We start from the raw sequence: 20147 nt of genomic DNA, 5'->3' as shown, positions 1-20147 counted from the left end.
GGTATACTTTAACCAGCATCTAACGAAATCTTTGGGAGGAAAGTGCCATGAGTGATTTGTTTAAAAAAGCAATCTCTTTAGGAGTGGGCCTCACCATTGTTAGTAAGGAAAAGGTAGAGAAGGTTGTTGAAGAGCTGGTGAAGAAAGGGGAGCTTGCCCCTTCGGAATCCAGAGCTTTGGTTGACCGTTTGATTGAGCGTGGAGAAGAAGAGCGTGGGATGTTCAAGAACGCCGTTAACGAACAGGTGCAGCGGGTCCTGAAGGAGCTTAAGGTTCCTGTGCAGAGTGATGTAACCGCACTTGAGGAACGGATTGCCGTGTTAGAACGCCGATTAGCCGAGCTGGAGAGGATCTCTCATCTGGAGGGAACCCTGCCGGACACGCGTACCGATTAAATGGCGGTCCGTATCAGATATGCCGGTCGTTACCGGACCATTGCCATGGCGCTGATGCGTCATGGCTTCGGCTATATGGTGGAGGAACTGGGACTGAACCATCTTCTGTCACTTCCCCGGCGTTTGGTGACGCAAGGGAGCTCCGGGAGTGTTACGCTCGGTGAACGGATTCGCCGGGTACTGGAGGATTTGGGGCCGACGTTTGTGAAGCTGGGCCAGCTTGCCAGTACCCGTGCAGATATGCTTCCGGACTCCATTATTCAGGAATTGGTGAAGCTGCAGGATAATGTCCCGCCTTTCTCGGCGCAAACTGCGCGTGATATTGTCATGCAGGAGCTGGATCAGCCTCTTGAGGAGATTTATTCTTTCTTCGATAATATGCCGTTGGCGGCGGCTTCCATTGGGCAGGTGCACCGGGCGGTACTGCATAGCGGGCAGACTGTGGCTGTCAAAATTCAGCGTCCCGGCGTTCTGCGGATGATGAGCAGGGATCTCGAAATACTCAAGGATTTGTGTGCTCTTGCTGAGCGCAAGTTAGACTGGGCGAAGCAATACGGGTTGAGCCGGATGGCGGAGGAATTCTCCCGCTCCCTCCTCGCTGAGCTGGATTACAGCCATGAAGGCCGGAATGCCGAGAAGATTGCCCAGCAGCTTGCAGGCAATTCTAAAGTTTATATACCGGAAATCTATTGGGACTATACGTCAGCCCGGGTGCTGACGATGGAATATGTGGAAGGCATTACGCTTAACCGCCGTAACGAGCTGCTGGACAGGGGTGTGGATTTGAAGAACCTTGCCCAGCAGCTTGTTGAAATTATGCTGGGGCAAATATTCATCGACGGTTTTTTTCACGCGGATCCCCACCCCGGCAATGTGATGGTGATGGAGGACGGCAGAATCGCCCTGATTGATTTCGGGATGGTCGGAAGACTCAGTGATGAGATGCGGGACCATTTGTCATCTTTTATTATCGCTTTAATGCGCAAAAATACCGATTCTATGGTTAGAGCCATCCAGCGCCTGGGCATCGTGGATGAACATGCTGACAGAGCTCAGCTGCATGCGGATATGGATAACCTGCGGGAAGAATATTATGATGTGCCTTTCAGCAGAGTCAGCATCGGCAAGGCAATGAATGACCTGTTTGGTATTGCCCGCAAGCATCACCTGGTGATTCCGCCTGATTTGGCCATGCTGGGTAAAACGATGCTTACGCTGGAAGGAGTCGTCGGAAGCCTCGATCCGTCCTTTAGTATTATTCAGATGGCTGAGCCCTTTGGCCATAGGCTGATCAGGCAGCGTTTCAGCAGCGGACGCCTGCAGCGCAAGCTATGGGATGGTGTGGCTGAACTTGCTGAAAGTGTAGTGGAGCTTCCCGGGCAAGCGCGTCAGTTGTCTTCACTGATCAGTAAGGGCAAGCTGAAAGTCGAGGTAGGACTGCCCGAGCTTCAGGGCATCTCCCGCAAGCTTGACCGTATCGGCAACCGATTATCTTTCAGTATTGTGCTGCTCGCCTTCAGTATTATCATGGTTGGACTGATCATTGGGTCTGCCATGCGCAGCGAGCCATCCCTGCTCTGGAGTTTCCCGGTGGTGGAGATTGCTTCGGTCATTGCATTGCTAATGTTTATTTGGCTGCTGTATTCGATTTTCAAGTCGGGAAGGTTCTAGTGCCGTAATTGATTTTCAGAAAATATTCTTTGCCGCATTGCATACAAAGGGCCTTCAATAAAGTACAATAGTAAGGATGCTTTCAGAAGTTGTTACTTCTTATGTTGACAGATTGCACATGCTGGTGCGAATTCTCCGTAAATGGGACGGAAGAACCCTCGGCAAGAGAGTTCTTCCGCTTTTATTTGATGAACATATGATAGCCGCCACATATCAGGACGGTGAGGCCGTTTCTTCTTAAAATATAAGGATCTATTTGTTTCACGCTCTAGATCAGCCTTATATTTTTACGAGAAATGGATTCCGTCCCTGCTCGGACGGTGAGGCCGTTTCTTCTTAAGGCAAATTAATAAAGAAAATTGTGAGGTGGAGAAATTGCCGAGTTTTAAAGAACTGGGAGTTTCCGAAACATTAAGTACACTGCTGCAGGGTCATGGGATTGCCCAGCCGACTCCGGTACAGCAGGAGGCGATACCGCCACTGGTTCAAGGTCTTGACGTGATTGCAAGAGCAAAGACGGGAACCGGGAAGACCCTGGCGTTCCTGCTGCCGATTATGGACAAGATCGCCATAGAGCGCGCTTATCCCCAGGCGCTTATCATGGCACCGACACGCGAGCTTGCGCTGCAGATCACGGAAGAGGCACGTAAGCTGGCACGGCATACCAATGTGAAGATTCTGGCAGTCTATGGCGGACAGGATGTGGAGAAACAGCTCCGCAAGCTGGAAGGCGGCAGACATCTGATTATCGGTACGCCTGGACGGCTTCTCGATCATATGCGCCGCGGCACACTGGATCTTAGCGGTGTGAAAATGCTCGTGCTGGATGAAGCGGATCAAATGCTTCATATGGGATTCCTGGAAGATGTAGAGACGATTATTACGGCGGTTCCTTATCGCCGTCAGACGATGTTGTTCTCAGCAACCATGCCGGATCCGATCAAACGGCTGGCAGCGAATTATATGAAAGAGCCGCTGGACATTGTGATCAAAAGCGGGTCTCCGATTCCACTGGACAACATTCGTCAGCAGGTCGTTGAAGTGTCCGACCGCAACAAGGAAGAGGCTCTGATCGGAATGATTGAACGCGACCGTCCGTATCTGGCAATTATTTTCTGCCGGACGAAACGCCGCGTATCCAAGCTGAATGAAGCGCTGCAAGCGGCAGGTTATGATTGCGACGAGCTGCATGGCGATTTGTCGCAAGGCAAACGCGAAGCGGTAATGAAGAGATTCCGCGATGCCAAACTGCAACTGCTGGTGGCTACGGATGTGGCCGCCCGCGGTTTGGACGTTGAAGGTGTAACGCATGTATTTAATTATGACATGCCGCTGGATTCAGACAGCTATATCCACCGTATTGGTCGGACAGGCCGTGCGGGTGGGAAAGGCCTTGCGATTACCTTTGCTTCGCCGCGTGAAATGGGCGGACTGGATATCATCGAGCATGGTATTTCGCAGCGGTTGGACCGCCGCCGCTACGAGAAGGATGAATTCGGCGTTGGCGAATTCACAGCCATTCAAACCGGCGGACGTCAAAGCGGACGCCATGGCGGTGCTCCTGAGACAGCGCGGAACGGACGTGGTCCAAAGACTGGCGGACGTGGTCAAGGTCGTAGCCAGGGCCGCAGTCAAGGCCGTGACAGCTCTCCCCGCCAGGAAAGCGGCGGCAGAGGACGCAGCAGAGATAACAGCGGACAAGCCGGGGCTCCGGCTAAGCCAAGAACCGGCGGCGGTTATGGCACTTTCGCAGCGAGAAGCGAAAGTCCGGCAGCCACGGGTACCGGTGCTCCGAGAGGTGGCAGTCCGCGCGGTGATAAAGCAGGAGCCCCAGCCAGAGGCGGCATGGGTAGCGGCTACAGTTCCAATGTAGCCAGAGGCGGCGAAGTTGGTTACAGCTACGGAGCATCGAAAGGTGCAGGTTCAGGAAGTGGTTATAATCCAGGCGGCTCCAAGGGCGGGCCTAAATATAGAGCAAATGTAGCAAGAAGCGGTGACTCCGGCGGTTCCAATGCGGGTGCTCCGAAAGGCGGCAGCTCGCGCGGCGGCTACAGCGGTGGAGGAAGCAGTTCCAAGGGCGGCAAAGGCGGCTTTGGATCCGGCGGCCGCAGCAGCGGTGGCGGCGCATCCCGCGGCGGCCGAAGCAGTGGCCCATCGCGTCAAGGCGGACGGGGTAAATAAGGCTACAATTTAATCTATCGCAGCATCTTTGTTACCATAGACCATACCGGCTGAGCGTCCGGGGGTATATGGTAACAATTGTTTTATGGGGAAGTGAAACATTATTCGCACCGGGCCTGTCTAATAGAAATAGAGAAATATAGTAAGAGGAGTGAGACTCTCATTATGTCCAAAAAATTATGGATTGCTGTCCTTTTTATTGTCGTTATTGCGGCAGGCTGGGGGATTGGGAAATATACGGCTCCATCCGCTTCCCAGGAGAATGGAACGGCGGTGTCGCAGCAGCCGGATTTGCAAGGGGAGCCCGTTGGGCAGGAGCCTACGGCCGCGGTTGATCCGGCAGAGGATACGCCCGCTGCATCAGAGGGTGCCAATACCGGCAACGATGAAGCAAACGCAGATCCGGATACATCTGTAACGTCACCACCCGTGACAGAAGAACCTACCGCTGTTCCTACAGCTAAGCCTACGACTAAACCTACGGCCAAGCCTACCGCGAAGCCAGTCGCAACAGAGCCGGCGGGTTCCGGTAATGAAGATTCGGAGGAGACCGCTGCTGAGCCGGAAAGTCTGACTGTGCTTGTTAATAAACAGTACAAGCTTCCGGATAACTATAAGCCGGATGATCTTGTCTATCCCGATGTTAAATTTATTTTTAGTGAAAAGATTGAAAAGCGGATGATGCGCCAGGCGGCAGCCGACGCTCTGGAGAAATTATTCGCAGGGGCCAAGAAGGATGGAGTTTATCTTGCGGGGGTCTCTGCTTACCGTTCCCAATCTACACAGACGAGGCTCTTTAATAATTATGTGAAACGTGATGGTGAAGCTAAGGCCAGAACGTACAGCGCAGTTCCGGGACATAGTGAGCACCAGACTGGACTTGCCATTGATGTTTCGGGAAGTGACGGCAAATGTGCAGCAGAGAGCTGCTTCGCCGGAACCAAGGAAGCGAACTGGCTGGATCAGCATGCGCACGAATACGGCTTTATTATCCGGTTTCCTGAAGGGAAGCAGTCCATAACAGGCTATAAATACGAGCCATGGCATATCCGGTATGTGGGTAAGGATATCGCTGCATCCGTAGCGGAGCGTGGAATTACACTTGAAGAATATTACGATGCCGTTCCGGTATCCAAGTAAAATGATCAATTGATTTCAATAGCCGCAGGTCTCTGAGTGATGGAGTCCTTGCGGCTATTTTTATGATTCACCCCACCCCGCCTCGGTTAAGTAGAAAGCATCAGCAGGTTCTATTGAGGAGGCGTGTCCATGTCCGAGCATAATCATGTGGTGAGCAAAGACGGAAGTGTCGCTATGGATCGGGTAAATGCTGTACTGGGACGTATTGAACCAAGGCGTAAGGATGACATTCTGAAGCATTTTCAAGAATTTCAAAGTTATTTGAGTAAGCGCATACAATTAGCGCAAAAAATCGGACTGAATGAGGAGCAGCTGGCCATAGCCGCGGAGAAGGTAGCGGGTTATCTTGCGGAGTATGAAGAGCCTCGCAATAGTGAGGAGAAGCTCCTGCTTGAACTATGGAGGGTAGGCAATAAGGAAGAACGTCACAGACTGGCTCATATGCTGGTGAAATTGGCGCTGGAACTGGGCTGAGTCAGGTTCGCAGGCAAGTCCTTTCTCCGTAATACGGGGGAGGGACTTTTACATGTATAAAGGCCAAGCAGGTGTAGGTTTCCGCGGATACCGCATGTTATAGTAAGAACGTAAGGAATTAATTGTAAACCCAACTTGTAAAATGGAGTGCTCAGGGTATGATAAAACTTAGCGTGCTGGATCAATCCCCGGTTTCAGAAGGAACTACCCCCGCAGAAGCGCTGGCACAGACATCACGATTAGCCCGTGAAGCTGAGCAGCTTGGCTACCACCGGTTCTGGGTATCTGAGCATCACGCAGCACCCGGCTTGGCTGGCTCCAGTCCGGAGGTGCTGATGTCCCATTTGGCCGCCGTGACCTCAAGGATCCGTATCGGCTCCGGCGGCGTTCTGCTGCCGCATTACAGTGCCTTCAAGGTGGCGGAGAATTTCCGCGTGCTGGAAGGACTCTATCCGGGGCGGATTGACCTCGGGCTTGGACGGTCCCCGGGTGGGGGTGCGCTCGCAACACAGGCATTGCAGGAGAATCAACTGCGTGGCACCGATCGTTATGAGCAGCAGATCGAGGATTTGATTGCCTACTTGTATGAGGAGCCCGGATCAACGCACCGCTTTGCCGGACTTCAGGCGGCCCCGGTTGTTTCTACTGCACCGGAAATTTGGCTGCTCGGCTCCAGCAGCGGCAGTGCTGCGCTGTCTGCGCGGCTTGGTGCAGGGTTTGCTTTTGCCCAATTCATTAATGGCGACGGTGGTGTCGGTGCGGTAAGCCAGTACCGGAAGAAATTCAGGAGTTCCGCGATTTCTGATACCGCCAACTGCCTGGTTGCGGTATTCGCAGTATGTGCCGAGACCGATGAAGAAGCGGACAGACTGGCTTCGAGCATGGACCTGTCGCTTATTTTGCTGGAAAAAGGGCATGTTTCTACGGAGACTCCATCCGTGGAACGTTCAGCTTCCTATGCCTACACGCCGTATGATATGTTCCGCATACAGGAGAACCGCAAACGGATGGTCATCGGCTCACCCGAAACGATCCGGCGGCAGATGGAGAAGCTGGCGGAGCAATACGAATGCAACGAGATTATGATAGCCAGTCTGATCCACACCTTCCCGGATAAGCTGAAGTCGCTCCGGCTGATCGCCGAGGCATGGGGTCTAAGGCCTGCAAGCAACCTTCGGGAATGATGAATGTATGAACTTTTTAATTAAAAGGGAAGAGGTGCTGTTCATGTCCATTTACAGTTTCGCGGGAGCTTTGCCTTCGGGCAAAGAAATTCCTTTTGCGGATTACGAGGGTAAAGTACTTCTAATTGCCAACACGGCCAGCAAATGCGGATTAACTCCCCAATATGGCGACTTGCAAAAACTTCATGAAGAGTACAGTTCGCAGGGGCTGGTTGTACTTGGGTTTCCCTGCAATCAGTTTGGAGGCCAGGAGCCAGGCACGAGTGAAGAAGCGGAAGCGTTCTGCCAGTTGAATTACGGGGTAACGTTTCCTGTGTTCGCTAAGGTAGACGTCAATGGACCGGATGCAAGCCTGCTTTTTAAATATTTGAAGGGGCAGCAGCCCGGCAGCGGTGAGAGCAGCGATATTCAGTGGAATTTCACGAAGTTCCTTGTCGACCGCAGCGGTAATGTCACTGCCCGGTTCGAGCCGCAGGAGAATCCAGAGTCGATGAAGGCGTCCATTGAGGCGTTGCTATAGAAACGATAAATATATGCTGTGCTATCAAAAATCCAAAGATCCCTTCAGGTGCTGTGCATAACAGCCCTAAAGGGATTTTTAATTGCAGGTAATGAAAATAAAGCTTGACGCTTTTCATAGAACTTGTATCCTTTGTATAGGAATCATTACAAAATCAGAAGCTGCATAAAGCGGTCAAAGCGCAGGATAATAACGGCAGGAGGATTTGTAAAAGCATGAGATTAATTACTGAGGTAGCAGCAGAAGTCGGTATTGACGAACAACATTTGGAGCTGTACGGCAAATATAAAACCAAGCTGTCTCCGTCTCTATGGGAGGATATCAAGCACAAGCCGGACGGAAAGCTCGTTCTGGTTACTGCGGTGAATCCAACCCCTGCGGGAGAAGGCAAAACGTTAACCACGATCGGTTTGGCGCAAGCGCTGAATGCGGCGGGGGTAAGAACGATAGCGGCTTTGCGTGAGCCGTCACTTGGGCCATGCCTGGGGATGAAAGGCGGCGCCACCGGCGGGGGGGAATCGCAGATTGTTCCTGCGGATGATATTAATCTGCATTTTACAGGCGATATCCATGCTGTGACTTCCGCGCATAATTTGCTGTCCGCGATGATTGATAATCATATATTCCAAGGCAATGAGCTGGAGCTGAATCCACAGCGGATCGTTTGGAAAAGAGTCATGGACATGAATGACCGGGGTCTGCGCAATATCGTTACTGGTCTGGGAGACGGAAATGGACCGGTACGAGAGAGTGGCTTCCAGATTACTACGGCCTCGGAAATCATGGCGGTACTCTGTCTGTGCAGCAACCTGGCGGACCTGAAGAATCGCCTTGGCCGCATGCTCATCGGATACGATCAGCATGGACAGCCTGTAACGGCTAAACAGCTGGGAGCGGTAGAAGCTATGACTGCACTGCTGAAGGAAGCGGTGAAGCCTAATATGGTGCAGACGCTGGAAGGCACGCCGGTTATCGTTCATGGCGGACCTTTCGCTAATATCGCCCATGGCTGCAGCAGTGTGCTCGGCACCCGCTATGCACTCAAGCTGGGTGATGTGGTCGTGACCGAAGCGGGCTTCGGAGCAGATTTGGGCGCCGAGAAGTTCATGGATATCAAATGCCGTCAAGCCGGACTTGCCCCATCCGCAGCTGTGCTTGTCGTTACAGTGAAATCTTTGAAATATAACGGCGGAGTGCCCAAGGATGAGCTTTACAACGGGAACCGCGCAGCACTGCTTGCAGGCCTGTCTAATATGGAACGCCATATCGAGAACCTTGGTAAGTTTGGCGTACCCGTTCTGGTGGCCATTAACCATTTTGAAGGAGACAGCGTCTCTGAAATCAATGAGGTTATTGAAGCCTGCCGCCGTTTAAATGTCCCTGCAGCGATATCCAAGGTCTGGGCGGAAGGCGGAGCTGGAGGCTTGGAATTGGCAGAAGAGCTGAAAAAGCTTCTGGAACGCGGCGATACCAGCCAGTTTGCGCCCCTATATGAGGAAAGTCTCGATATACCGGCCAAAATCAGTAAAATTGTGCGTGAGATTTACCATGGTTCGGACGTGGTATTCTCCCCGGCAGCTAAACGCAGTTTAGCCGTCATTGACCGTCTTGGCCTGCATAAGCTTCAGGTGTGTATGGCGAAGACGCCATATTCCTTCTCGGATCAACCGCGCCTGCTAGGCGCGCCGGAAGGATTCACGATGGGAGTCCGGGATATCACATTGTCCTTAGGTGCCGGATTCGCTGTAGTGATTACAGGAAGCATTGTCACCATGCCGGGGCTTCCGGCTAAACCTGCGGCAGAGCAGCTGCGGATCGATGAAGAGGGACAGCTTCACGGACTATCGTAATTGCATATATTTCTAAGGACATCATTAAAATGCCTGGTTCGCTGTCTGCAGCGGAACCGGGCATTTTTTATGCGCAACAAGGCCCTCCTCCAAGTAAGGCGTAGCCGTTTCTTCGTAGCGATCAGAGTCTTCCTATTGCTTCCTGCTCAACTCGGACATAATGTCAGCCAGCAAGGGAAAACTAATGTTGTCCTAAAGGAAAAGTCATTGGGGAAATATTTAAAATTGTGAACAATATGCGAAGAAAGTTTATCCAGCTTGCATTGTGACAAATATCACAATATAATGGGCATATAAAGTGAATTAAATCACATTGTTGGATTTGCGGTCTTATATAGGCTTCACAAAATGAGGAGGAACTATGATGAAAGTTGCTGTGATCGGATGTACCCATGCAGGAACCGCTGCCATTGTAAATACTGCCCAGTTGTATCCTGACGCTGAAATTACGGTGTATGAGCGTAATGATAATATTTCTTTCTTGTCCTGCGGTATTGCCCTTTATGTCGGGGGAGTCGTTAAAGATCCTCAAGGTCTGTTCTACTCTTCGCCGGAGAAGCTTGCTGAACTTGGAGTTAAGACGAATATGCGTCATGAAGTTACAAATATCGATACCAAGAACAAAACTCTTCGCGCCAAGAACCTGAACAGCGGTGAAGAATTTGAGGATACTTACGACAAGCTGATCATGACTACAGGCTCATGGCCGATTGTGCCGAAGCTTGAGGGGATGGATCTGCAGGGTATTTTACTCTCGAAGAATTACAGCCACTCCAATACGATTATTGAAGAAGCGCAGAAGGTGAATCATATCACGGTAGTAGGTGCCGGATATATCGGTGTGGAGCTGGTGGAGGCGTTTCAAATGAACGGCAAGCAGGTGACGCTGATCGACGCGGAAGACCGGATCTTGAGTAAATATCTGGACGCAGAATTCACCGCTCCGATTGAACAGTCTCTGCAGGATCATGGTATCAAGCTTGCACTCGGGGAGAAGGTCAGCTCTTTTGCCGGAATGGATGGTAAGGTTAATAAGGTTATTACTGACAAAGGGGAGCATGAAACCGATCTGGTTATCCTGTGTATCGGGTTCCGCCCGAATACCGAACTGCTGAAGGGGCAGGTAGATATGCTTCCTAATGGAGCTATCATTGTGGATAATTACATGCAGACCAGCGCACCGGATGTTTTTGCCGCCGGGGACAGCTGCGCTATCCATTACAATCCAACCGGTAAACATGCCTACATTCCGCTGGCCACCAATGCCGTACGTATGGGAACGCTGGTCGCACGGAACCTTGTGTCGAACACCATTCCTTATATGGGCACACAAGGTACATCGGGTATCAAAATATACGAAGACAACATCGCGGGTACCGGACTTACGGAAGAAGCAGCCAAGCACGAGGGAATCGATGCAGAATCCGTGGTCATCACGGATAACTACCGTCCTGAGTTCATGCCTACCTTTGAACAGGTACTGCTGAAAGTGGTGTTTGAACGAACCACCCGCCGGATTCTCGGCGCACAGATCATGTCGAAGATGGATCTGACGCAGTCCATCAATACGGTGTCGGTCTGCATCCAGAACGGCATGACCGTTGATCAGCTCGCCTTTATCGACTTCTTCTTCCAGCCTCACTATAACAAGCCCTGGAATTTCCTGAATACCGCTGGACTTCAAGCACTGCCGAAGACAGTGGCCCGTAAAGAGCCGGTAACGGTATAAAGATCACTTAATGGAATATCAACTATAAAAAACCAGCCGGTTTCTGCTGCTCGCGGAATAGCTGGTTTTTTATTTGCAGAAAACCGTGATTTTAGTAGCATTCCAATGAAGCAGTTGAGGGGGCTTGAATGGATAGGAGAACCGTAAATTTGACACGACAGTGAAAATTTTCACTTAGTTTCCTCTAATGTGATAAATGTCACGTTAATGTGATTCCAGTCACGTTACAATGGGCATAAAGGAACAAATTTAAAGTAATATGAAGGAGATCGAAAGAATGGCTTACAATAAACCGCAGCAAATTGCAGAAGTTACGGTTGAAAATGGTATTAAAAAAGCGCATAATCCGCTCAGCACCGTACTGATTCTTGGTTTTCTCGGAGGAGCTTTTATCTCGCTAGGATTTCTGCTTGATATCCGTGTAATCGCCAGTGCACCAGCAGAATGGGGTTCCATTGCCGGCTTTATCGGGGCATCGATATTCCCGCTCGGTCTGATTCTCGTGCTTCTGGCAGGAGGAGAGCTGCTGACAGGCAATATGATGGCTGTGCCGCTCGCTTTTATCGCCAGAAAGATTACCTTCTGGGAAACGATTAAGAACCTGGTTCTGATTACCCTCAGTAACCTGGCTGGAGCACTCTTCGTTGCTTATTTCTTTGGACACATTGTGGGCCTGACCGCGGACGGAGCTTATTTGGACAAATTGGTCGCCATTGCACAGCATAAACTGGATGATTCTTTCCTCCAGGCGTTTATCTCAGGGATTGGCTGTAACTGGCTGGTGGCCCTGGCTGTATGGCTCTCTTATGGAGCAGATAACTTTAGTGGTAAAATTCTTGGCATCTGGTTCCCGACCATGGCTTTTGTCGCTATCGGATTCCAGCACGTTGTAGCTAATATGTTCCTGATTCCTGCAGCTATCTTTGAAGGCCATTTCACCTGGGGCCAGTATATGATGAACTTTATCCCGGTATGGCTGGGTAATCTGGTTGGCGGAGCGATCTTTGTCGGAGCAGCTTATTGGGCAGCTTATCTGCGTAAAGAGCCAGCTTCCATTCAATCGGTGGATAACAGAGTAAGCGGAGTTAAGAAGCACGCATAATTAAAACGAATATAACCTTAAAGCACCTGCATCAGCCATTCGGCTGACTGCGGGTGCTTTTTTTAAGTACAAGAAAGTGTAAGTTGCCCACTCAAACAGAATTCGCCGGGAAGCCGACTCGGGGGAACGAAATCGGGTTCACGGCGAATGCAATAGGGAGTGTTTCATGCTTATTATTACCCGGGGATTTCGCTTACGAATCATTTGAAATTCGGGTATTTCTTTACGGGTAACTCCGTCAATTATAGAATATGACTATATAAGCTGAACTTAAATACTTAACAATAAGGCAAGGGTAACGAAGGAGGACACGCTATGAGTGGCAATGTCAGCGGTGTATTCCCGGCGGTGTGTCCGCTGGATTGCCCGTGTACATGCGGATTATTGGTGCATAAACAGGATGGAAGAATAACGAAAGTCGAAGGCAACCCCGAGCATCCGCTTACCCGTGGAGCTATTTGCAATAAAGTTAGGCATATGGCAGAGAGGGTACAGCATGAGGGGCGTCTGTTGCATCCGCTGCGGCGTGTAGGGCCTAAGGGTGAAGGCATCTTTGAAAGAATTAGCTGGGAGGAAGCTGTTACGGAGATAACGGCCCAATTCAAGAGTTTATCTTCAGAGTTTGGGCCGGAGAGCATTCTCCCGTACAGCTTCTACGGTAATATGGGCAAGCTCAGCATTGGCGGCATGGACCGGCGGTTCTTTAATGCGCTTGGGGCGAGCCGCCTGGAGCAGACGATCTGTGATGCGGCGGGGAGTACAGGCTGGAGATATACGATGGGCTTCAATGGAGGGACAAGTCCCGAGGAGACAGTGAATGCCGATGTGATTCTGGTCTGGGGCGGAAATATCGTCAGCACGAACATGCACCAGGTCATTCTGGCGGAGCAGGCCCGCAAACAGGGAGCCAAGGTTGTAGTTATTGATGTGCACCGTAACCGGACGGCGCAGTGGGGGGACTGGTTCCTGCCGCTCTACCCCGGTACGGATACAGCTCTTGCGCTGGGAATCATGCATATTCTCTTCCGGGATGGGTGGACTGATGATGCCTTTCTGGAACGCTACACTACCGGGCATGCGCAGCTGCGTCAACATGTGAAAGACTATCCACCGGAGCTCGTCGCAGATATTACCGGAATTCCTGCAGAGGACATTGAGAAGCTGGCCAAGCTGTACGGTGAAGCCAAGGTTTCGTATATCCACATCGGCAACGGGCTTCAGCACCATGACAATGGCGGCATGAATGTACGTACGATCGCCTGCCTACCTGCCTTAACGGGACAGTGGCTAAAAGGCGGCGGTGCCTACAAGTCAAACAGCGGGTATGCTGCTACGAATCCAAGGTCGCTTCCGCGGCCTGACTTACGCCGGAATCCACGGGGGCGCAGCATCAATATGAACCGCATTGGCGAGGCACTGGAGCTGACGGAGAACCCGGTAAAAGGGATATTTGTATACTGCAGCAATCCGCTTGTTGTCGCTCCGGATGCAGAAAGAGTCCGCAACGGATTTATGCGTGAGGATCTGTTCACGGTGGTCCATGATCTGTTTATGACGGATACGGCCAAGTACGCCGATATTGTGCTTCCAGCCACGTCTTCTTTTGAGAATATAGATGTATACAGCTCTTATTGGCACCATTATATGCAGTTTCATGAGCCGGTTGTGGAAGCTCCGGGAGAATGCAAAAGCAATATGGAGGTATTCTCCTTGCTAGGTCTTGCTATGGGTTACGACCCGGATATATTCGGACAGTCACCATACGATATAATTCGTGAAGCGCTGGATCACTCCGCCAATCCTTATCTGAACGGTGTCACGCTGGAGCGGCTGATGAAAGAGCATGTTGTGAAGCTGGACATGTCACCGAAGGGATCATACCTTGAACGTCTTGCAACCCCTTCCGGAAAAATTGAGCTGTATTCAAGGGCGATGGAGCTTGCCGGGCTGCCTCCGCTGCCTACCTATACTCCACTTACGGAAGGCTTTGACGGTGTGAGGCGTCCGAAGTCGGATGAGGCGTATCCGCTGATGTTCATCACCCCGCCCAATCATAATTTTCTGAACTCAACCTTCTCCAATATAGAGAGGCACCAGAGAATGGAGAAAGGTCCTGTGTTGCAGATGCATCCCGTGGATGCAGCGGAGCGCGGGATCGGGGACGGTGAAGAGGTTACGGTGTACAATAGCCGGGGCGCAGTGGATCTGGCGGTTCATGTGACGGATAAAATGCTGCCTGGAACCGTCATCTCCCAGGGGCTCTGGTGGGGCAGCGAAGAGCGGCGGCAAAGAGTCAATGTGCTGACCCCGGACCGGCTGTCCGATATGGGCGGAGGGGCGACTTTTTTCTCGGCTACGGTGGAAGTTAAGCGCCGTTAAGTACCTCTGCAAAGAGCAGATATTTCTCTTTTGTATACACGAATGGAATGATATTAATGATTTCACTTGGGTATTGCATCAACGCGATAAGGCGTTAATGGATATACTTGCCCTTATAGCTGTTTTGGGACGATACTGGATGGAATAAATGACACACATATTACAGGGGATGTAACTGCATATGAAGTTTTTAGAGGCTTATCCTAAGGAAGTGAAGGTATTTCTGGTTGCAAGTCTGATAAATGCCACGGGCAGCGCCTTAATGTGGCCGCTTGTAACCATGTATGTTTTTGAAGAATTAGGGCGCTCGATGCAGGATGCCGGCTTTGTCATCATGATTCAGTCACTGGGCGGGATTGCGGGGCAGCTGCTCGGCGGTTCACTGTATCATAAGGTCGGAGTGAACCGTCTTATAGTCGGGGCGCTGGGTATGAATGCTCTCGCTTTATTTACCCTGCCAGTGGTGAGCCACAACTGGATGCTGTTCGTGATCGCCATGGCGCTGGTCGGATTGTTCAACTCACTGTCGATGCCGGCCATTCAGGCATTTATTGGATTCCGGTTCACGAAGCAGCGCGGTGAGCTGTTTAATGTGATTTATGTAGCTAATAATATTGGAGTAGCCCTGGGTACGGCATTAAGCGGATTTCTGGCCGATATTTCCTATATGCTGAGTTTTGTGATGAACGGGGTATCCTCCGCTGTATTTGCCGGCTTCTTCTTTGTCTATCTTAAAAAGGTTGGCGGAAATTCCGGGAACGAAGAAGGCGGGCATACCAAAGCACAGTCTGACCGTGCTTCAAGCTGGAAACTCATGGGCCATACACGGATCTATCTGTATATGGCGATCGGTTCCATGTTCCTCTTGATCGGCAACTCCATCTGGAATACCGGTGTATCGCCCTATATTATTTCAGAAGGCTGGGCGAAGAAATCGTATGGCTTCTTATGGACGCTTAACGGTATTCTAATCTTTGCTGCCCAGCCTCTGGTGAGCCTGCTTAAACGCTGGTTCGCCCGCACCTCAACTTCGCAAATGACGGCCAGCGCCGTCTTTTACTTAAGCGGATACACCGTGATCCTGCTGCTGCCAAGCTACCCGGGCCTGCTGTTTGCCATGTTGCTGGCAACTCTAGGCGAGATGCTGATCTCTCCGGCTATGCCTTCCTTCATCTCGGAACACTCGGACCGCAATGCTCCTTTCTATCTGGGCTTAACCGGAGGGATTGGCGCGGCAGGAAGAGTGATTGGGCCAATGTTCATGGGAAGCATGTTTGATAACGGGGGATTGCCGCCTACGGCTTGGCTGGCCTGCAGTATGGCACTTCTGTCCATTGTATTCTTTGTCATTCATGCTCTTGGCAACCGTTCCAGCGGAAGAGAGAGTTCTGCGGTATAGGCCGGGCTGCCTGATAATGGTATGATGGAGGCAGTGATATGCAAGGAGGATTAGGTACATGGGGCAAATTAAAGAAGACCATCTTGTGATCCGGCTCTCGGAGATACGGGATGCCCGGGAGCTAATCGTACTGGACCATCAGATTTGGACGGAGAATACGACTCCCGGCCGTTTATCGTGGTGCTCACAAGAGGATTATCTGCTGCACGCTCCTCCGGGTTCACAACTGGTTGCGGTGGAAGAAGGACAGCTGTGCGGTTATGTTGGATTTGGACATCCTACAGGCCTTGAAAGCAACCGGCATGTACTGGAGATTAACATCGCTGTACATCCGGACTTTCAGCGTTTAGGGATTGGATATACATTGATTGAAGCGGTAAAGACCATGGCTGGCAGCAAAGGAATCCGCAAGCTGCGGCTGCGAGTATTGTCCTGCAACACGGCGGCGCTGGCTTTTTATCGGAAATGTGGTTTCCAGGAGGAAGGCCGGCTGCGCGAGGAATACTATCTGGGCGGCCGTTATGTGGATGAGATATTTATGAGCTACATGCTGATACGTTCTGTTCCATCTGAAATGCGGAGGGAAGAGCCATGAGGATTGAATCGCTGAATGTGGGAACACCGGTGACCGTCGATTACCGCGGGAAACCGCTGGAGACAGGGATATACAAAAGCCCGGCTATAGAGGCCTTACAGTTGTCAGTGAACGGGTTTGCCGGCGATGGTCAGGCGGATCTTGTTAATCATGGGGGGCCAGACAAAGCAGTCTGCGTGTATCCGCATGAGCATTATTCTTACTGGGAGGAGCGGCTCGGCAAGAAGCTTGCAGCTTCCGCATTCGGGGAGAATCTGACAACCACGGGTCTGCTGGAGACCGAGGTGTGCATCGGTGATATCTATGAGATCGGAACCGCCTTGCTTCAAGTGAGCCAGCCGCGTTACCCGTGCTTCAAGCTATCGCAAAAGCATGGGCCTGCCGACCTTCCGGCGCAGGTGCTGACAACAGGGTACAGCGGTTTTTATTTCCGGGTGCTGCGCGAAGGAATGATTGCCCCGGGTGACGGTATTGTCAAGAAGGAGAGCGGGGCAGGGCAAGTGCCAGTTAACCGGGTCCTTCACCTGATGGAGGTAGGCCGGCATGAGGTCGACGGGCTAGCCGAGGTTGTAGAGCTGGAGAGCCTTACCGCCGGGATTCGTGAGAGATTTAAAGGCTGGCTGAAAGCTGCGGAGCAGTGATCAGCAGTCGGTATCCGTCAGAGCGGACATCAGATACGCGAAGTGATAAGGATATTCAAAAAAGGAGCTGGACCAGAGGTATTACTGGTCTAGCTCCTTTCTTAATAAAAATCATTAAGGTTGAACTTAAAAAAATTAGGCTGAAGAAAGTAACGGAGGGGGATTTTGGAACTGTAGGAGCGATAGCGTTCGCCTTTGTCTCCGGATTTCAACCGCGAAAAGCGGTTAAATCAAGAAATCCGGAGACAACAGCGGCCGGAAGTCCAAACATTCATCGCAGTTACGACGGATTCAGCCAGAAACCACCCGAGTTCATCCTTAACTCAGCAACTTCCATTCGCTCCTCAACAGACCATATACCGCATGGTTGACATACCCGGAGGGCAGCTTTTCCACTTGCCGGATAATTCCTTCCAGCACAAAGCCCAACCGCTCAGGAATCGCCCGGCTTGCCGTATTGCCTGTCGCGCAGCGGATCTCCACCCGCTGGAGTTCCATTTCGAGCAGCGCATAGTCAACGAATACCCGGCAGGCGCTGGTCATATAACCTTTACCCTCATATCCTTCTCCCAGCCAGTAGCCGAGACCGACGGATAGATTATGCCAGTCAATGGTGTGGTATCCGATAATGCCAGCCAAATCCCCATTTACCCATAATCCGGCGGTAAAACCGCCATTCTCATTGCCTTGCTTGATGGCATTTTTAATAAAAGAGGCAATGTGGGCCTGTTCAGTGACAGCATCAACCCAAGGCAGCCACCTTCTCAGCCGCTCACGTGAACGCCCCACCAGTTGAAACATGGGTCGGGCATGCTCGGGCAGAAGGGGCTTTAGTACGAGCTCTTCGTCGATAATATAATTGAACATGGAGTGCTGTCCTCCTTTAGGTAGAAGGTGTTGTATATTTTTTATGCTACTTCATAGCCGGGAGTGAAGTCAAAAGGAGTGTGATTGTGCAAGGAAGCTCCGCTCTAAGGGACAGCCACGCTGTTCACTTTGTGAGACCATGTTGCCGCTTTTATTGAACAATCTCCAGTTAACGGGTATATTAATAGGAAACGTGTTTGTACCAATGAAGCGTACTATTACAGAAACGAAAGGTTGATATCTGTGGAGAATCGCACCACCCCCTCCAATTTCATCAAGAATATCATTACCGAGGATCTCCGAACGGGGAAAGTGAAGGAAGTCATTACGCGTTTTCCGCCGGAACCGAACGGTTATTTACATATCGGGCATGCTAAGGCGATTTGGATTAATTTCACCCTTGCCGACGAATTTGGAGGCAGCACCAATCTTCGTTTTGACGACACCAATCCGGTTAAAGAGGATACGGAGTATGTTCAGTCGATTCAGGAAGATGTGAAATGGCTGGGCTATGAATGGGAGAATCTGCGTTTTGCGTCTGACTATTTCGATGAGATGTACGAACGGGCTGAGCTGCTGATTAAGAAAGGCAAAGCATATATCGACGACCTTAGTGCGGATCAGATCCGCGAGCTTCGTGGAACACTGACGCAGCCGGGTCAGAATAGTCCATACCGTGAACGCAGTATTGAGGAGAGCCTCGATTTGTTCCGGCGGATGCGGGCTGGTGAATTTAAGGATGGCGAAAAAGTGCTGCGTGCCAAAATCGACATGGCTTCACCAAACATTAACCTGCGTGATCCGGTCATTTACCGTATTTCGCACTCCCATCACCATAATACAGGGGACAAATGGTGCATCTATCCAATGTACACCTTTGCCCATCCTCTGGAAGATGCGATCGAAGGGATTACGCATTCTCTTTGCTCCCTGGAGTTTGAAGACCAACGCCCGTTCTATGACTGGGTTATTGCTGAATGCGAAATGCCTGCCGTTCCGCATCAATATGAATTTGGCCGCCTGAATGTAGCTCAGACGATGACGAGTAAGCGCAAGCTGAAGCTGCTGGTGGATGAGGGACATGTGGACGGTTGGGATGATCCGCGTATGCCGACGATCTCGGGACTACGCCGCCGCGGGTATACCCCGGAAGCGATCCGCAGCTTTGTGCACGAGACGGGAATATCCAAGAGCCAAGGACTCGTTGACTTGCAAATGCTGGAACACTTCATCCGTGAGGATTTGAAGCTGAAGGTGCCACGCACAATGGGAGTGCTTCGTCCGCTTAAGGTTGTGATTACGAATTATCCTGAAGGTCAGACCGAATGGCTGGAAGCAGAGAACAACAGCGAGAACGAAGAAATGGGCAACCGTCAGATCCCGTTCTCCCGTGAAATTTATATTGAGCGCGACGACTTTATGGAGAACCCGCCAAACAAATATTTCCGCCTGTTCCCTGGTAATGAGGTCCGGCTTAAACATGCATATTTTATCAAGTGTAATGAGGTTATCAAAGATGAGCAGGGCGAGGTTGTAGAACTGCACTGCACCTATGATCCGGAGACGAAGAGCGGCAGCGGATTTACCGGCCGTAAGGTCAAAGGAACGCTGCATTGGGTGGAAGCCAGCCAGGCAGTTCCGGCGGAATTCCGCTTGTATGAGCCGCTGATCTCTGCCGAGGAGAGTGAGCAGGATTCGGAGGTTGAGTTGGAATCCGCAGATACTGCGGCTAAGCCGGAGCCGAGCTTCCTGGATATGCTTAATCCGAAATCCATTGAAATTGTGCAGGGATTCGTGGAGCCTGGACTTAAAGAAGTTGTGGCCCAGGATAAATTCCAGTTCTTCCGCCACGGGTATTTCAATGTGGACAGCAAATACTCCACTCCGGGGCATCTGGTATTTAATTTGATCGTATCTCTGAAAAGCTCCTTCCAGCCCCCTAAACAAGGATAAGGGTTAATGCTGAGCTGTGTCAGAAGTCCATAGTAAGAATGTAGTCTACACGAATAGGACCATCCGG

The 20147-nt window shown here is 51.1% G+C and carries 17 protein-coding genes; 16 read left to right on the top strand and 1 reads right to left on the bottom strand.

Annotated elements, in window-relative coordinates:
* Positions 1-47: 47 nt before the first annotated feature.
* The 15 genes from ACAN55_RS07160 (at position 48) to ACAN55_RS07090 (ending at position 17260) form a co-directional block, all read left to right on the top strand.
* Positions 48-395: a phasin family protein gene (locus ACAN55_RS07160; RefSeq protein ID WP_379130091.1), complete on the top strand. Its 348-nt coding sequence runs from the start codon at positions 48-50 to the stop codon at positions 393-395.
* Complete coding sequence (locus tag ACAN55_RS07155; RefSeq protein WP_379130089.1) at positions 396-2066, top strand: ABC1 kinase family protein; 1671 nt, start codon at positions 396-398, stop codon at positions 2064-2066.
* 118 nt (positions 2067-2184) lie between these two features.
* Positions 2185-2307, top strand: coding sequence for a hypothetical protein (locus ACAN55_RS07150; protein WP_379130086.1), 123 nt, complete (start codon positions 2185-2187; stop codon positions 2305-2307).
* Between the two features lie 134 nt (positions 2308-2441).
* Positions 2442-4247: a DEAD/DEAH box helicase gene (locus tag ACAN55_RS07145; protein ID WP_379130083.1), complete on the top strand. Its 1806-nt coding sequence runs from the start codon at positions 2442-2444 to the stop codon at positions 4245-4247.
* A 165-nt stretch (positions 4248-4412) separates the two neighbouring features.
* On the top strand, positions 4413-5387 hold the full coding sequence (locus tag ACAN55_RS07140; protein WP_379130080.1) for a M15 family metallopeptidase: 975 nt from the start codon (positions 4413-4415) through the stop codon (positions 5385-5387).
* A gap of 129 nt (positions 5388-5516) precedes the next feature.
* Positions 5517-5861, top strand: a complete 345-nt coding sequence (locus ACAN55_RS07135; RefSeq protein ID WP_379130078.1) for a DUF3243 domain-containing protein — start codon at positions 5517-5519, stop codon at positions 5859-5861.
* 158 nt (positions 5862-6019) lie between these two features.
* Complete coding sequence (locus ACAN55_RS07130; RefSeq protein ID WP_379130075.1) at positions 6020-7045, top strand: LLM class flavin-dependent oxidoreductase; 1026 nt, start codon at positions 6020-6022, stop codon at positions 7043-7045.
* Between the two features lie 43 nt (positions 7046-7088).
* A complete protein-coding gene (locus tag ACAN55_RS07125; RefSeq protein ID WP_379130072.1) occupies positions 7089-7565 on the top strand; it encodes a glutathione peroxidase in 477 nt (158 codons plus the stop codon).
* 215 nt (positions 7566-7780) lie between these two features.
* Positions 7781-9415, top strand: coding sequence for a formate--tetrahydrofolate ligase (locus tag ACAN55_RS07120; protein WP_379130069.1), 1635 nt, complete (start codon positions 7781-7783; stop codon positions 9413-9415).
* Between the two features lie 364 nt (positions 9416-9779).
* The gene (locus ACAN55_RS07115) at positions 9780-11144 is read left to right on the top strand and encodes an FAD-dependent oxidoreductase (protein WP_379130067.1); all 1365 of its coding nucleotides are present in this window, start codon (positions 9780-9782) and stop codon (positions 11142-11144) included.
* 277 nt (positions 11145-11421) lie between these two features.
* Complete coding sequence (locus ACAN55_RS07110; RefSeq protein ID WP_379130064.1) at positions 11422-12246, top strand: formate/nitrite transporter family protein; 825 nt, start codon at positions 11422-11424, stop codon at positions 12244-12246.
* Between the two features lie 315 nt (positions 12247-12561).
* The gene (locus ACAN55_RS07105; RefSeq protein WP_379130061.1) at positions 12562-14625 is read left to right on the top strand and encodes a molybdopterin-containing oxidoreductase family protein; all 2064 of its coding nucleotides are present in this window, start codon (positions 12562-12564) and stop codon (positions 14623-14625) included.
* Between the two features lie 181 nt (positions 14626-14806).
* Complete coding sequence (locus tag ACAN55_RS07100) at positions 14807-16024, top strand: MFS transporter (protein ID WP_379130058.1); 1218 nt, start codon at positions 14807-14809, stop codon at positions 16022-16024.
* 58 nt (positions 16025-16082) lie between these two features.
* Positions 16083-16619, top strand: coding sequence for a GNAT family N-acetyltransferase (locus ACAN55_RS07095; RefSeq protein ID WP_379130056.1), 537 nt, complete (start codon positions 16083-16085; stop codon positions 16617-16619).
* Positions 16616-17260 (top strand): MOSC domain-containing protein, encoded by a 645-nt coding sequence (locus ACAN55_RS07090; protein ID WP_379130054.1) that lies wholly within the window; start codon positions 16616-16618, stop codon positions 17258-17260. Before ACAN55_RS07095 ends, ACAN55_RS07090 begins: the two co-directional genes overlap by 4 nt.
* 318 nt (positions 17261-17578) lie before the next feature.
* Here ACAN55_RS07090 and ACAN55_RS07085 read toward each other — a convergent pair whose 3' ends face one another.
* Positions 17579-18127 carry a GNAT family N-acetyltransferase gene (locus tag ACAN55_RS07085; protein ID WP_379130051.1) on the bottom strand — a complete coding sequence of 183 codons (549 nt, stop codon included), beginning with the start codon at positions 18125-18127 and terminating at the stop codon, positions 17579-17581.
* Between the two features lie 234 nt (positions 18128-18361).
* Here ACAN55_RS07085 and ACAN55_RS07080 point away from each other — a divergent pair, with 234 nt between their 5' ends.
* On the top strand, positions 18362-20080 hold the full coding sequence (locus ACAN55_RS07080; RefSeq protein ID WP_379130048.1) for a glutamine--tRNA ligase/YqeY domain fusion protein: 1719 nt from the start codon (positions 18362-18364) through the stop codon (positions 20078-20080).
* Positions 20081-20147 lie beyond the last annotated feature (67 nt).

Origin of the sequence: Paenibacillus oryziterrae, assembly GCF_042610485.1 — a bacterium.
In the GTDB taxonomy this organism is placed as follows: domain Bacteria; phylum Bacillota; class Bacilli; order Paenibacillales; family Paenibacillaceae; genus Paenibacillus_AQ.
Note: the sequence above shows the minus strand (reverse complement) of the source record. Positions and strands in the feature narration are given on the sequence as shown.